This is a genomic window from Roseomonas sp. HF4 (assembly GCF_005222755.1).
Lineage (GTDB): Bacteria > Pseudomonadota > Alphaproteobacteria > Acetobacterales > Acetobacteraceae > Neoroseomonas.
In genome coordinates this window covers 25143-39852 of sequence record NZ_STGD01000012.1, presented here as the reverse complement: position 1 = coordinate 39852, position 14710 = coordinate 25143, and the positions used below count along the sequence as shown (strand labels likewise).

Here is a 14710-nt window from a genome sequence, read left to right as displayed (position 1 = left end):
CATGCGCGTGCTCTACTTGCACCAGCACCATTCGGGCCCTGGCGGCAGCACCGCCACGCGCAGCCACGCCTTCGCCGAGGCGCTGGGCGCGGCGGGGCATGACGTGACCATCGCCTGCGGCCGCTACGTCGGCGCCGAAACCGGCCTCGACGGACCCTTCCGCCGCGGCCGGCGGGAGGGTCGCGCCGGCCGGCACCGGGTGGTGGAGTTCGACATCCGCTGCGGCAACGCCATGGGGCTCGCCGCGCGGTCGGGCGCCTTCCTGCGCTTCGCCGCGCGGGCGGTGCCGCTCGCCTGCACGCCGGGGCTCGACCTCGTGGTCGCGTCCTCGACGCCGCTCACGGTCGTGCTGCCGGCACTGGCGGCGCGCGCGCTGCGCGGCACGCCCTTCGTCTTCGAGATCCGCGACCCCTGGCCGGAACTGCCGCGCGCCATGGGCGGCGTGCCTGGCCCGGCGCTGGCCGCCATGGAGCGCCTCGCCACCGCCGCCTGCCGCCGCGCCGCCGCCGTGGTCGCGCTGACCGAGGGCATCGCCGAGACCGCCATCGCCCGCGGCGCCGACCCCGCGCGCGTTCATGTCGTGCCGAATGGCTGCGATCTGCAGCGCTTCGGACCGCATGTCCCGCGCTGGCGGCCGGCCGAGGCAGGCTCCGGCGAATGCCTGGCGCTCTATGCCGGGGCGCATGGGCGGGCGAACGGGCTCGGCACGCTGCTCGACGCCGCCGCCATCCTGCAGGCCCGGGGTGTCGCGGGGCTGCGCATCCTGCTGGTGGGGGAGGGCGCCGAGAAGCCGGCGCTGATGGCGCGCACGGCGGCCGGGGGGCTGGCCAACGTCACCTTCCTCGATCCGCTGCCGCGCGCGGCGCTGGGCGCGTTGCATGGCGGCTGCCAGGTCGCGCTGCACCTGCTGGCCGACGTGTCCGCCTTCGCCGAATGGACGGCACCGAACAAGATCATGGACGGGCTTGCGGCCGGGCTGCCGGTGGTGACGAACCAGCCGGGCCGCGCGGCGCGCATCGTGCAGGACGGGCCATCCGGCATCGCGGTGCCGCCGGGCGACGCGCCGGCGCTGGCCGCGGCGCTGGCGCGGCTCGCGGCGGATCCCGGGCTGCGCGCCTGCATGGGCGCGGCGGCGCGGCGGCAGGCGGTGGCGCGCTGGGACCGGCGCCTCCTGGCCGAGCGTTTCCGCGCCATCCTCGAAGGCGCCGCGGCGCCAGCGCCCGGCGTCATCGTGGCGGTGCGGCCATGAGCCTGCCGGCGGTCCACCTGGTCGCGGCGGCGCGGCCGAACCTGCCGAAGGTCGCGGCGCTCTGGCACGCGCTGGCCGAGGCGCCGCCGGTCTGCGCGCCGCTGCTGCTGCACACCGGCCAGCACCACGACGCCGCGATGTTCGGCGACCTGCTGGAGGATCTCGGCCTGCCCGCGCCCGCGATCTCGCTCGGCGTCGCGGGGGGCAGCCATGCGGAGCTGACCGGCCGCACCATGATGGCCTGCGAGGCCGCCTGGCGGCGCGACCGCCCGGCCCTCGTGGTCGTGGCCGGCGACGTGGATGGCGCGCTCGCGGCCGGGCTCGCGGCGCGCAAGATGGGCATCCCAGTCGCGCACCTGGAAGCCGGGCTGCGATCGGGCGAGGCCGACATGCCGGAGGAGATCAATCGCCGCGCGCTGGATGCCATCTGCGACCTGCTCTGGGCGCCGGACCAGGCGAGCGCCACGCGCCTCATTGCCGACGGCCATGGCGCGCATCGCGTCCGCGCCGTCGGCAACGCGATGGTGGACAGCCTGCTGCGGCACCTGCCCGCGGCGCGCGCGCGGCCGCTGCCGCAGGGGCTGGTGCCGGGCGGCTACGGCATCGTCACGCTGCACCGGCCGGCCAATGTGGACGACGCGCCTGTGCTCGCGGCGCTGCTCGAGGGCCTGGAGGCCGCGGCCCGGCACCTGCCGCTCGCCTGGCCGCTGCATCCGCGGACGCGCGCGCGGATGGCGGGGTTCGGCCTCGCGGCGCCGCCGCGGGTCACGATGCTGCCGGCGCTGCGCTATCTCGATTTCCTCGGCCTCATGGCGCATGCGCGGCTGGTCGCGACCGACAGCGGCGGCGTGCAGGAGGAAGCGGCGGCGCTCGGCCTGCCCTGCCTGACGCTGCGGCGGAGCACGGAACGCCCCGTGACCGTCCTGGCCGGCGGCAACCGTCTGGTAACCGCCGCCGAGCTATCGGATGCGGTGCGCGCACCGCCCGGCCGGGCCCGGCCGATCCCGCTCTGGGATGGCAGGGCCGGCGTCCGCATGCGGGCGCATCTGGCGGAGGTGCTGGCGGCATGAACGTTTTCCTGGGGTCGGACGGGGTGGCGGCGAGCCCGGCCCTGTCGCCCGGCACGCCCGCGCCCCTCGTGCTGATGCTCTCGGCAGCGCATCCGGCGGCCGATGTGCGCGTCGTGCGCAAGGAAGGCGCGGCGCTCGCGGCGGCCGGGCATCGCGTGCTGCATCTTTGTCCCGGCGGCGCCGGGGCGCCGACGGCGGTGGACGGCGTCGGCATCGTGACGCACCGGCACCGGCGCGGGCTGGGGCTGCTGGCGCTGGCGCGGCAGGCGGCGGCGTTGCGCCCGGCGGTGATCCACGCCTCGGAACCGGATGCCTGGCTTGCCGCGCTGCTCGCCGCGCGGCGCTGCGGCGCGCGCGTCGTGCTCGACGTGCACGAACATTATCCCTCCCGGCTCGATGCGCGGCTGCCGGCGCTGCTGCGGCCGCTGGCGCGCGGCGCCATCGCGGCGGCCTGCCGCGCCATGGGGCGCGCGGCGGATGCGGTGGTGGTGGCCAAGGGCGGCCTCGACGCGCCGTTCGCCGGGCGGCCGGTGCTGGCCGTGCGCAACTACGCGCCGGCGCCGGGCGGGGTACCGCGCCGGCACGGCCCGGGGCCGGTCACCCTGCTGCATCTCGGCGCGATCGGGCGGGCGCGGGGGTGGCCGCAGATGCTCGATGCGCTGGCGCTCTGCCCGCCCGGCACGCGGCTGTTGCTGGTCGGGCGCTTCACCGACGGCAGCGAGCCGGAGTTCCGCGCCCGCGCCGCGGCGCTCGGCCTCGGCGGCCAGGTGGAGGTGACGGGCTGGCTGGCGCAGGACGCCGCCCTGGCGCGTGCGGCCGAGGCCGACATTGCCCTCGTGCTGTTCCAGCGTGGTGAGGAGAACCACCGCCTGGCGCTGCCGCACAAGCTGTTCGACGCCATGGCGGCGGGTCTGCCCGTCATCGCGCCGCATTTCGCCGAGGAAGTGGCGACGGTGGTGCGCGCTGCCGGCTGCGGGGTGCTGGTGGACGAGGCCGATCCCGCGGTCGTCGCCGCCGCGGTGGCTGCGCTGGCGGAACCGGCGCGGCGCGCCGCGCTGGGCGCTGCCGGGCGGCGCGCGACACAGGGGCTGTTTTCCTGGGACGGGGAGGCGGCACGCCTCGTCGGCCTCTACCGCGGGCTGCTGGCGCGGCCGCTCGGCGCTGGCACCGCGGCCGTGGGGGCCGTATAGCGCGGGGATGGCCCGCGGCCCCTCGCACCGGATCCTGCTGAACCTGCTGCTCGACAGCCTGCTGGCGCTGGCGGCGCTGCCGCTGGCCGTCTGGGCGGCCGCGCCCGGCGCCTGGCCGCCGCCGGGCTGGTGGGCGGTGGCGCTGCCCGGCGCCGTGCTGGCGCTGGCCGTGGCGGGCGCGCCCTTCCGCTTGGCGTTGCAGTACTGGCGCTTCGCTGGGCTGCGCGACCTGCTGGGCGCGGCCGGCGCGGCGGCGGCGGCGGCCGGGCTGCTCGCGCTCGCGCTGCATCTGGCCGGCGCCTGGCGGCCGCCCAATGCCGCCTTCCCCCTGATCCACGCCGCGACGCTGGCGGCGCTGCTGCTGGCCGGGCGGGTCGCGGGGCTGCTGCAGGCGTCGCGCCATGCCGGTCTCTCGGCGCCGGATGCGCAGGCGGTGCTGCTGGTCGGCGCGGCGGAGGGGACGGACCTGTTCCTGCGTGCCCTGACGCTCGACCGGCAAGCGCCCTATCGCGTCACGGGAATCCTGTCGCTGCGTGCGCGGCAGGCGGGTCGGCGGATGCAGGGCATCCCGATCCTCGGCACGGTCGAGGACGCCGAGGCGGTGCTGGATGCGCTGCGCGCCGAGGCGCGGCTGCCCGCCATGATCGTGCTGGCCTCGGGCCTGTCGGGCCCGGCGCTGGAGGGGGTGCTGGACGCGGCCGACCGCCACGGCGTGCCGGTGCGCCGTGCCCCGGCGCCGACGCGGCTCGGCCCCGCGGGGGGGGAGGAGGCGCGGCGCGTCGAACTGCGCCCCGTGTCGATCGAGGACCTGCTCGACCGGCCGCAGGTGCCGCTCGACCGGGAAGGCATGGCGCGGCTGGTGCAGGGGCGGCGGGTGCTGGTCACGGGCGCGGGCGGCACGATCGGCGGCGAATTGGCGCGGCAGGTGGCGGCGCTCGGGCCGGCGACGCTGACGCTGCTCGATCACGGCGAATACGTGCTCTACGAGATCGACCTCGAATTGCGGGAGAAGCACCCCGAGGTCGCGCGCCGCGCTGTGCTTGCAGATGTGCGCGACGAGGCCCGGATCCGCCGCCTGTTCGAGGAGATCCGCCCCGAGCTCGTCTTCCACGCCGCCGCGCTGAAGCACGTGCCGATGGTCGAGAACGACCCGCTGGAGGGGCTGCTGACGAACGCGCTGGGCACGCGCGTCGTGGCCGATGCGGCGCGCGCGGTCGGCACGATGGCGATGGTCTTCATTTCGACGGACAAGGCGGTGAACCCGACCAGCGTGATGGGTGCGTCCAAGCGGCTGGCCGAGATGTACTGCCAGGCCTTCGATCGGGAAGCGCGCCACGGCCGCACCGACGAGGCCCGCCCCGGCCGGGACGGCATGCGCTGCATCACGGTGCGCTTCGGCAACGTGCTGGGCAGCACGGGGTCGGTCGTGCCGCTGTTCCGCCGGCAGCTCGAACGCGGCGGGCCGCTGACAGTCACGCATCCCGACATGCGGCGATACTTCATGACGGTGCGGGAGGCGGTGGGCCTCGTGCTGCAGGCCAGCGTCGTCGGCACCACCGATCCCGAGAACATGCCCCCCGAACTGGCCGAGGGCGGGATCTTCGTCCTCGACATGGGGGAGGCGGTGAAGATCGTTGATCTCGCGCGGCGCATGATCCGGCTGGCCGGGCTGCGGCCGGAGGAGGATGTCGAGATCCGCTTCACCGGCCTGCGTCCGGGTGAGAAGCTGTTCGAGGAATTGTTCCACGGCAAGGAGGCGCCCCGGCCGACGGCCTATCCCGGCCTGCTGGTCGCGACGCCGCGCACCGCGGATGCCGCGCTGGTCGGGCGCGCGATCGACGAGATTGCGGCCGCGGCGCGCAATGGCAACCCGCGTGCGGCTTTGCAGCAGCTGGGCCGGCTGGTGCCGGAATTCGACCATGCGCCGGAGGGGACCGTCGCGACGCGGTAGCGTGTCACGAGGGGGCTTTGTCCCCTCCCGCGTTCACGCGAAGATCCATCCCTGCGGCAGGACGACCCGGAACCCCAGCCGGAACACTACATAAACCAGCGCGACCGCGCCCCCGGCCACCAGCCCCGCGTGCAGCCATCGCCCGCGTTGCAGCCACCCGATCGCCAGCAGCAGGAACAGGAAGGACGCGGCGACGAAGCCGAGCGCCTCAAGCCCGGCCATGTAGGCCAGCACCAGCGCGCCGATGGCCGCGACATCCTTCGGCAGGACCGGCCCCGACCCCGGCGCGGCCCGGCGGGTGGCCGAGACGGCCGCGACCAGCGCGCCGAGCGTCATGGCGAGCCCGGCCGCGAGCGGAAAGACGCCCGCGGCCGAGGGGCTGTCGAAATAACCGATGCCGCCCGCCTGCCAGGTGACGCCGGCGCCGAGCAGCACCAGCGCCCAGCAGAACAGGGCTTCCCCGGGCGCGCGCGCGGGCGCCGCGGTCACGGGCGCGGGATGCCGAACTCCTCGGGGCTGCGGCGGGCGGCGCCGGCCTCCTGCAGCGTCCAGGCTGTGACCGACTGCCAGCGGCGGAGGAAGGCGTCGGCCTCGTCGCCGCTGATGTTCATCATGATGTTGCCGGCGTTGCCCATCAGCGTCGTGAAGGCCTCGGTCGCCGCCGCCTCGCGGAACGCCGCGGCGAGGCGCGTGCGCGCCGCCTCCGGCACGTCGCGCCGCACCCAGACGCCGTAGAAGGGCCCCCAGGGCAGCAGGCGGGCCATGCCCGGCAGGTCCGCCGTGATGGGAGCCACGCCCGGCAGCGTCGGCACCGGCTCGGTGTTCACCACCGCGAGCGGCTTCACGCGGCCGGCGCGGATGTGCTCGGCCGCGGCGCCAAGGCCGACCGGCATGAAGTCCACATGCCCGCCCTGGAGCGCGGTGAGGCCCGGCCCCTCGCCGTCGAAGGGCACGGCGATGACGCGCATCTGCGTGACCGTGTTGATCATGGCGCCGACCACGTGCGGCAGGCCGCCGGGGCCGGTCGCGCCCATCTTGAGGCGGCCGGGTGTGCGCTGCGCCTCCGCCACCACGTCATTCATCGACGTCCAGGGCTTGTCCTTGTTCGCCACCACGACCGCGACGCCGCGGGCGGTGACGTTGACCGGGAAGAAGTCGGCGTAGTCCCGCTGGCCGAGGCCGAGCACCTTGTGCAGCTGCGGGTTCTCGGCGCCGTAGAGCAGCGTGTGGCCGTCCGCCGACGCGGTGGCGACCGCCTGGACCGAGATGGCGCCGGCGCCGCCCGGCCGGTTCTGCAGCACGATGGACTGGCCGAGGGCGCGTTCGGCCGGCGGCGTCAGGGCGCGGGCCACCACGTCGGTCGCGCCGCCGGCGCCCCACATGATGATCCCGGTCAGTTCCCGGGCCGGGAAGGCCTGGGCGCGCGCGGCGGCGGGCAGCAGCGGCAGGGCGCCGAGGGCGGCGAGCGAGCGGCGGGTGAGCATGGTGGCGTTTCCCCAGGGATGCGGCGCATTCCGCGCCTTCGGCCGTTTGTCACCGCGCCATCGTGGGGCGTCAACCACGGTCGTCGGGGCGGCCCCGCGCGGCTGGGAGCGTGCCTCGTCCGCGGGCGATCCTGTCGCGGCCTGGCCATTCCGACGGCAGGGACTGGCCGACCTGCCCATTCGCCGGTCGTGGGAGGGCGGTTTTCCGTTGTGCCCCGGGGCCGCCCGATCTATCCCAAACCGATGTTCTTCCCGCCCTGAGCACTCCTGCGCGCCGGCCGCGCGTCGCGGTCGCGACCCGCCGAGCGCCCCTCCGGCCCTTGCCACGCCGCCCCTGACCTCCGACGCCCGTCCGCGCCGCCAGCCGCGCGGCGCGCGCCGTTCCCGGAGTGCCGCCATGTCCCTCGTCCGCCTGCGCGCCGAATGGTTCCCCAACATCCGTGCCGACATCCTTGCCGGGACCGTGGTCGCGCTCGCGCTGATCCCGGAGGCGATCGCCTTCTCGATCATCGCGGGCGTCGATCCGAAGGTCGGGCTCTACGCGTCCTTCAGCATCGCGGTGGTTATCGCCTTCGCGGGCGGGCGGCCCGGCATGATCTCCGCCGCGACGGGGGCCATGGCGCTGGTGATGGTGACGCTCGTGAAGGAGCACGGGCTGCAGTACCTGCTGGCGGCCTCGATCCTGGCCGGCGTGCTGCAGCTGATTGCGGGCGCGCTCAGGCTTGGCGTGCTGATGCGCTTCGTGTCGCGGTCGGTCATGACGGGCTTCGTCAACGCGCTCGCCATCCTGATCTTCCTGGCCCAGCTGCCGGAACTCATCGGCGTGACCTGGATGACCTATGTGATGGTCGCCGCGGGGCTCGGCATCATCTACCTGTTCCCGCGGCTGACGAAGGCGGTGCCGTCGCCGCTGGTCGCGATCGTGGTGCTGACCGCCCTTGCCATGGCCTTCGGCGTCGAGGTGCGCACCGTCGGCGACATGGGAGAGCTGCCGGCCGACCTGCCGGCCTTCCTGCTGCCCGAGGTCCCGCTGACGCTGGAGACGCTCGGCATCATCCTGCCGGTCTCGGCCACGCTCGCGGTGGTCGGGCTGCTCGAATCCCTGATGACGGCGCAGATCGTGGACGAGTTGACTGACACGCCGTCCGACAAGACGCGCGAATGCCTCGGCCAGGGCGCCGCCAACATCGTCACGGGCTTCCTCGGCGGCATGGCCGGCTGCGCGATGATCGGCCAGTCGGTCATCAACGTGAAGTCGGGCGGGCGCGGCCGGCTCTCGACCCTGTGGGCGGGGCTTTTCCTGCTGTTCCTGATCCTGGTGCTGGCGGATCTCGTGCGCCAGATCCCGATGCCGGCGCTGGTCGCGGTGATGATCATGGTCTCGATCGGCACCTTTTCCTGGCAGTCGATCCGCGACCTACGTGTGCATCCGAAATCCTCCTCCGTCGTGATGCTCGCGACGGTGGCCGTGACCGTCGCGACGCATGACCTGGCGCAGGGCGTGCTGGTCGGCGTGCTGCTCTCGGGCATCTTCTTCGCGCGCAAGGTGGCGCGGATCTTCCGCATCTCCTCCACGCTCTCGGCCGACGGCACGGTGCGCACCTACTGCGTGACGGGGCAGATCTTCTTCGCCTCGGCCGAGGCCTTCGCGGACGCCTTCGACCTGCGCGAGGCGATCGAGCGCGTCGTGATCGACATCTCCGGCGCGCATATCTGGGACCTGACGGCCGTTGCCGCGCTGGATCGCGTGGTGCTGAAGTTCCGGCGCGAGGGAACGGAGGTCGAGATCATCGGCATGAACGCCGCGAGCGCGACGCTGGTCGACCGGCTCGCCCTCCATGACAAGCCGGGCGCCGACGTCCGCCTGGCGACGCATTGAGGAGCACGCCATGACCCGAATCCTGGCCTGCACCGACGGATCGCTCTACGCCGGTAGCGTCTACGACCACGCGGCATGGGCTGCCGGGCGCATGAAGGCCGACACCGTGCAGGTGCTGCACGTGCTGGAACGCGCGGTCGGCGACGTGCCGGTGGACCGCAGCGGGACCCTGGGCTTCGATGCGTCCGAGGAGCTGCTGGCGGAACTCGCGGCGCTCGATGCCGCGCGCGGCAAGGTGGCGCTGCGCCGCGCGCGCGCGCTGCTGGCCGATGCCGAGCGGCGGCTGCGGGCGGGCGGCGTGGCGGACGTCGAGACCACCCAGCGCCACGGCGCGCTGGTGGACACGGTGGCGGAATTCGAGCCCGGCGCCGACCTGCTGGTGATCGGCAAGCGGGGGGAAGCGGCGGATTTCGCCCGCGGCCACCTGGGCGCGAGCCTGGAGCGGGTGGTGCGGGCAAGCCGGCTGCCCGTGCTGGTGGCGGCGCGGGCCTTCCGCCCGATCACGCGCTTCCTGATCGCCCATGACGGCGGGCCCGCGGCGCTGAAGGCGGTCGACTACGTGGCGCGCGAGCCCCTGCTGAAGGGCCTCGAATGCCACCTGGTGACGGTCGGGGCACCGGGCGGCGGCGTGCTCGACCAGGCGGCGGCACCGTTGCGCAGCGCCGGCTTCGAGGTGACTGCCCGAACCCTCGAGGGCGATCCGGAAAAGGCGATCGGCGCCCATGTCGGCGAGGCCGGGATCGACCTGCTGGTCATGGGCGCCTACGGCCACAGCCGCATCCGCACCCTGCTGATCGGCAGCACCACCACGGCGCTCCTGCGCGCCTGCCGGATTCCGGTGATCGTGTTTCGATAGGGCGTCCGCCCCGACATAAAGATATCATTATGTCTGATGGTTCACGCTGGCTCTGGCCGCGCGCCCGTGCTACCCGCCCTCGCATCCCGAGTTCAGAGAAGTGAGAGACCGCATGTCCGCTGCCGCCGACTACGTCGTGAAGGACCTTTCCCTGGCCGGCTGGGGCCGCAAGGAAATCTCGATGGCCGAGGACGAGATGCCCGGCCTGATGGCGACCCGCGCCGAATACGGCGCGCAGCAGCCGCTGAAGGGCGCGCGCGTCGCCGGCTGCCTGCACATGACCATCCAGACCGCCGTGCTGATCGAGACGCTGAAGCACCTCGGCGCCGACGTGCGCTGGTCGTCCTGCAACATCTTCAGCACGCAGGACCACGCGGCGGCCGCGATCGCCGCCACCGGCACGCCCGTGTTCGCCGTGAAGGGGGAGACGCTGCCGGAATACTGGCAGTACGTGAAGCGCACCCTCGAATGGGCCGATGGCGGCACGCCGAACGTGCTGCTGGACGACGGCGGCGACATGACGCTGCTGGTCCATTACGGCCTGCGCGCCGAGCAGGGCGACGTGGCCTTCCTCGACAAGCCCACGAACGAGGAGGAGGAGGTCTTCTTCGCCCTCATCAAGGACTGCCTGAAGACCAAGCCGGGCTGGTTCGCGGAGCTCGCGAAGGCCATCGTCGGCGTGTCGGAGGAGACCACGACGGGCGTGCATCGCCTCTACAACATGGCGAAGGAGGGGAAGCTGCTGTTCCCCGCCATCAACGTGAACGACAGCGTCACCAAGTCGAAGTTCGACAACCTGTACGGCTGCCGCGAATCGCTGGTGGACGCGATCCGCCGCGGCACCGACGTGATGATGGCCGGCAAGGTCGCGATGGTCTGCGGCTTCGGCGACGTGGGCAAGGGCTCGGCCGCGTCGCTCCGCAACGCCGGCTGCCGCGTGATGGTCAGCGAGGTCGACCCGATCTGCGCGCTCCAGGCCGCGATGGAGGGCTACGAGGTCGTGACGATGGAGCAGGCCGCCCCGCAGGCGGACATCTTCGTCACCGCGACCGGCAACGTCGACGTCATCACGGTCGACCACATGCGCGCGATGAAGCACCGCGCCATCGTCTGCAACATCGGCCACTTCGACAGCGAGATCCAGGTCGCGGGCCTGCGCAACTTCAAGTGGGACAACATCAAGCCGCAGGTGGACGAGATCGAGTTCCCGACCGGCAAGCGCATCATCCTGCTGAGCGAAGGCCGCCTCGTGAACCTCGGCAACGCGACGGGGCATCCGTCCTTCGTGATGTCGGCGTCCTTCACGAACCAGACGCTGGCGCAGATCGAACTCTGGACCAATCCGGGCAAGTACGAGCGCAAGGTCTACGTGCTGCCGAAGCACCTGGACGAGAAGGTGGCGTCGCTGCACCTGGCCAAGGTGGGCGCGACGCTGACGCGGATGACCGACCAGCAGGCAGCCTATATCGGCGTGAGCCAGCAGGGGCCGTTCAAGGCGGAACAGTACCGCTACTGAGGGCCGAGGCCGTGGGGGGCGAAGGAACCTTCGCCCCCAATCGGCCATCCGGGCCGTGGCGGCGGGTGATCTGGATCTGTGCGGGGCGCGTCGGGCGGGTGCAGGATGCGACCGCACCCGTCGCGCCACGAGGTCCCATGAAGCTCAACAGCGAATTCGCAGCCCTTGCCCGCGCCTTCGCCGGCCGGCGCGTCCGTGCCGTCCTGCCCTTCAACCGCGGCGACCAGAGCGAAAGGGATGTCTGCGCCGGCTACGGCCGCGGCTACGGCACCACCTGCAGCTTCCTGCCGCATTGGATGCTGGCGCAGCTCCAGGCGACGTCGGAGAACAAGTCGAAAGGCGTCTCGGGCACCACGCGGCCGCTGCTGAACCGCAACAGCCCGACTCTGGGCGGCCGGCTGGTTCCCGGCGATGGCATCTCGACCATCGCCAACAGCCCGGCCTTCGTCAGGCACAGGAAGGGCAACGCCGCCCTGCCGCAGACCGGTGACATCGTCATCATCCAGGCCGATCCGTACAAGCAGTCCTACGAACACGTCTTCGTCTTCCTGCGGCAGATCGACGCCACCACGTGGGAGACCGGCGAGGCCGGCCAGGCAAGGTCGGACGCGGCGGACGGCGCCGTCGACGGCGTGCTGAAGCAGCGCAAGATGAGCCTGCGCAACGGCCTGCTGCACGCCGACGCCGCGGACGGCGTGCCGTCGCGCTACGTGCAGGGCTGGCTCGACATCTCGAACCTCGACTACCTGACGACCGGCTGGCCCGCGGCCTGACGTGGCGACCGGAAGGTGGGGGGAGGAGAACCTCCCCCGAGCCCCCCTCCCTTTTCTCCGACCTGGCGCCGACAACGACAGGCCGGGCGCCAGATGCCCAAGGGGGGTGCGGGGGGAGAAGTTCCCTTCTCACCCGCCGCCCTCACCGCGCCGGCAGGAACCCCACGATCTCCCGCGCCTTCGCCGCGATCGGCTCGGCGATCGCGCGCGCGCGGTCGGCGCCGAGGTGCAGCGCCGCGTCCAGCGCATGCGGGTCGTCGAGCAGGCGCCGCATCTCGGCCGCGATCGGCTGCAGGTGCGCGACCAGCGCCTCGGTCAGCGTGGTCTTGAAGGCGCCGAAGCCCTGGCCCGCGTGCTCGCGCAGCACGTTCTCGGGCAGCGTGCCGGTGATGGCGGCCAGGATGCCGACCAGGTTGCGCGCCTCCGGCCGGCCCTCGAGTCCCGCCATGTGCTTGGGCAGCGGCTCGGGGTCGGTCTTGGCGCGCCGGATCTTGAGCGCGATGGCATCCGCGTCGTCCGTCAGGTTGATGCGCGACTGGTCCGAAGGGTCGGATTTCGACATCTTCTTCGTGCCGTCGCGCAGCGACATGACGCGCGCGGCGACGCCCTGGATCAGCGGCTCGATCGTCGGGAAGAAGGCCACGCCGTAGTCGTGGTTGAACTTCTGCGCGATGTCGTTGGCCAGTTCCAGGTGCTGCTTCTGGTCGTCGCCGACCGGCACCTTTGTCGCGTGGTACGTCAGGATGTCGGCCGCCATCAGGTTCGGATAGACATAGAGGCCGGCACTCGCGGCCTCCCGGTCCTTGCCGGCCTTGTCCTTGAACTGCGTCATGCGGTTCAGCCAGCCGAGCCGCGCGACGCAGTTGAAGATCCAGGCGAGTTCCGCATGCGCGCGGACGTGGCTCTGCACGAACAGGATGCAGCGCTTGGGGTCCAGCCCGCAGGCGATCAGCGCGGCCGCCATCTCCCGCGTCTGGCGCGTGAGTTCCGCCGGGTCCTGCCACACCGTGATCGCATGCAGGTCGACGACGCAGTAGATCGCCTCATGCCGGTCCTGCAGCGGCACCCAGTTGCGGATGGCGCCGAGGTAGTTGCCGAGGGTCGGCACGCCGGAGGGCTGGATGCCGGAAAAGACGCGGGTCATGTCTGGGGCCTGCGAGGATGGCGGCGGGCGACGGTGATCCCGCGCCGGCGGGCCGAGGTCAAGGGCGCCCTGCGTCAGGCCGCCGGCCGCGACCCGAAGATCGCGGTGCCGACGCGCACCAGCGTCGCGCCCTCGGCGATCGCCGCCTCGAAATCCGCGCTCATGCCCATGGACAGGACAGGCAGGCCGTGCCGCGCCGCCAATTCCCGCAGATACGCGAAGTGCGGGCGCGGGTCGTCCTCGACCGGCGGGATGCACATCAGCCCGGTCACCGGCAGGCCGTATTCTTCCCGCGCGGCGCGGATGAAGGCATCCGCCTCGGCGCGCGGGACGCCGGCCTTCTGCGCCTCGTCGCCGGTATTGACCTGCACCAGGCAGTCCGGGCGGCGGTTCTCCTTCACCATCGCCTCGGCGATGGCGGCGGCGAGCTTCGGGCGGTCTATGCTTTCGATCACGTCCGCCACGCGCACCGCATCCCGCGCCTTGTTGGTCTGCAGCCCGCCGATGATGTGCAGGCGCAGCCCCGGATGCGCGGCGCGCAGCGGCGGGAACTTGGCCGTGGCCTCCTGCACCCGGTTCTCGCCGAACACCATCTGACCGGCGGCGAGCGCGGCGACGACCGCGTCCTGCGGGTGGGTCTTGGAGACGGCGACGAGCGTCACCTCCTCCGGCTGTCGGTTGGCGCGGCGGCAGGCTTCGGCGATCCTGTCGCGGATCGCGGCCAGGTTCGTGGCGATGGCGGCGTCTTGGGGCATGGGATGGCAAGGATAGGGCCGATCGGCCGGGCGGCAACAGCGGGGCTCGGCCGGTCAGGGTGGCTGCCCGCCGCGATGCGGCGCTGCCGGCCACCGACCCGGCGGGGCCGCCGGTTGCCCGCGCTCTGGCTGTTCTCCGACCCCACCCGGCTGCCCGACCCGACGACGGCGGCGGCGCGCCTGCCGCGTGGCGCGGGGGTGGTGGCGCGCGGCGCGGCGCCGGCGGTGCTGGCCGCGCTCGCGCCGCTGGCGCGGCGGCGGGGGCTGGTGCTGCTGGTGGCGGCCGACGGGCGGGCCGCGCTCGCGGCCCGGGCAGGGCTCCATTTGCCGGAACGCCGCCCGGTGCGCGGCCTGCTCCCCTTCCTGCTGGCGCGGCGCGCCGGCGCGCCCTTCGCCGTGCTGGCGCTCGCCGCGCATGGCGGCGCGGCGGGCGCGGCGCGGGCGCGGCGGCTGGCGCCGGACCTTGCGTTCCTGTCGCCGATCTTCCCGACGGCAAGCCACCCGGGCGCCGCGGCGCTCGGGCCGCTGCGCTGGCTGGCGGCGGCGCGGGCGCTGCCGGTGCCGGCGGCGGCGCTCGGCGGCATCGCCGCGGTGACGGCACCGCGTGTGCCGCGCGGGACGGCCGGGTTGGCGGCGATCGGCGGGCTCGCGCAACAGCATGTGGCGGTTGCGCCACAGTGTCTCAGGTAAGTCGCGCCGCGCCTGTTTGCGCGGTTGCCCGCCCTCCGTCGCGCGGGACATATTCGCGGTCAGGCCATGTCGCCGTCCGTTCGTCCTTTGGGGGGATGGGGCGCAGTACCTTGTCCGGGGGGGCAGGGCGGCCGTCGGAACTGCCGGTTCGCC

At 73.5% G+C, this 14710-nt stretch carries 13 protein-coding genes; 9 read left to right on the top strand and 4 right to left on the bottom strand.

What is annotated here, in order from left to right; genetic code table 11:
• The first annotated feature begins 1 nt into the window (after position 1).
• Genes E8M80_RS17720 through E8M80_RS17705 form a run of 4 tightly spaced genes read left to right on the top strand, consistent with a single transcriptional unit; the run spans position 2 to position 5460 of the window.
• Positions 2-1249 carry a glycosyltransferase family 4 protein gene (locus E8M80_RS17720; RefSeq protein ID WP_137127048.1) on the top strand — a complete coding sequence of 416 codons (1248 nt, stop codon included), beginning with the start codon at positions 2-4 and terminating at the stop codon, positions 1247-1249.
• Positions 1246-2319, top strand: a complete 1074-nt coding sequence (gene wecB / locus E8M80_RS17715; protein WP_137127047.1) for a non-hydrolyzing UDP-N-acetylglucosamine 2-epimerase — start codon at positions 1246-1248, stop codon at positions 2317-2319. Before E8M80_RS17720 ends, wecB begins: the two co-directional genes overlap by 4 nt.
• The gene (locus E8M80_RS17710) at positions 2316-3509 is read left to right on the top strand and encodes a glycosyltransferase (RefSeq protein WP_137127046.1); all 1194 of its coding nucleotides are present in this window, start codon (positions 2316-2318) and stop codon (positions 3507-3509) included. The genes wecB and E8M80_RS17710 overlap by 4 nt, the downstream gene beginning before the upstream one ends.
• Positions 3510-3516: 7 nt before the next feature.
• Complete coding sequence (locus E8M80_RS17705) at positions 3517-5460, top strand: nucleoside-diphosphate sugar epimerase/dehydratase (RefSeq protein ID WP_137127045.1); 1944 nt, start codon at positions 3517-3519, stop codon at positions 5458-5460.
• Between the two features lie 33 nt (positions 5461-5493).
• Here the strand turns inward: E8M80_RS17705 and E8M80_RS17700 are convergent, their stop codons facing one another.
• Complete coding sequence (locus E8M80_RS17700) at positions 5494-5949, bottom strand: tripartite tricarboxylate transporter TctB family protein (RefSeq protein WP_170979486.1); 456 nt, start codon at positions 5947-5949, stop codon at positions 5494-5496.
• The gene (locus E8M80_RS17695; RefSeq protein WP_137127043.1) at positions 5946-6944 is read right to left on the bottom strand and encodes a tripartite tricarboxylate transporter substrate binding protein; all 999 of its coding nucleotides are present in this window, start codon (positions 6942-6944) and stop codon (positions 5946-5948) included. Before E8M80_RS17695 ends, E8M80_RS17700 begins: the two co-directional genes overlap by 4 nt.
• 397 nt (positions 6945-7341) lie before the next feature.
• On the opposite strand from E8M80_RS17695, the gene E8M80_RS17690 reads away from it, so the two are divergent.
• The 4 genes from E8M80_RS17690 to E8M80_RS17675 all read left to right on the top strand — a co-directional run bounded on the left by E8M80_RS17690 (position 7342) and on the right by E8M80_RS17675 (position 11968).
• Positions 7342-8823: a SulP family inorganic anion transporter gene (locus E8M80_RS17690; RefSeq protein WP_137127042.1), complete on the top strand. Its 1482-nt coding sequence runs from the start codon at positions 7342-7344 to the stop codon at positions 8821-8823.
• A gap of 10 nt (positions 8824-8833) precedes the next feature.
• Positions 8834-9679, top strand: a complete 846-nt coding sequence (locus E8M80_RS17685) for a universal stress protein (protein ID WP_137127041.1) — start codon at positions 8834-8836, stop codon at positions 9677-9679.
• A 112-nt stretch (positions 9680-9791) separates the two neighbouring features.
• Entirely contained in the window at positions 9792-11195 is a 1404-nt protein-coding gene (ahcY, locus tag E8M80_RS17680) for an adenosylhomocysteinase (RefSeq protein WP_137127040.1), read from the top strand.
• Between the two features lie 137 nt (positions 11196-11332).
• Positions 11333-11968, top strand: coding sequence for a hypothetical protein (locus tag E8M80_RS17675; protein ID WP_137127039.1), 636 nt, complete (start codon positions 11333-11335; stop codon positions 11966-11968).
• A 142-nt stretch (positions 11969-12110) separates the two neighbouring features.
• Here the strand turns inward: E8M80_RS17675 and trpS are convergent, their stop codons facing one another.
• Positions 12111-13112, bottom strand: coding sequence for a tryptophan--tRNA ligase (gene trpS, locus E8M80_RS17670; protein ID WP_137127038.1), 1002 nt, complete (start codon positions 13110-13112; stop codon positions 12111-12113).
• A 74-nt stretch (positions 13113-13186) separates the two neighbouring features.
• On the bottom strand, positions 13187-13867 hold the full coding sequence (locus E8M80_RS17665; protein WP_137127037.1) for a YggS family pyridoxal phosphate-dependent enzyme: 681 nt from the start codon (positions 13865-13867) through the stop codon (positions 13187-13189).
• Positions 13868-13981: 114 nt separating this feature from the next.
• Here E8M80_RS17665 and E8M80_RS17660 point away from each other — a divergent pair, with 114 nt between their 5' ends.
• Positions 13982-14557, top strand: coding sequence for a thiamine phosphate synthase (locus tag E8M80_RS17660; protein WP_240790105.1), 576 nt, complete (start codon positions 13982-13984; stop codon positions 14555-14557).
• The last annotated feature ends 153 nt before the right edge of the window (positions 14558-14710 follow it).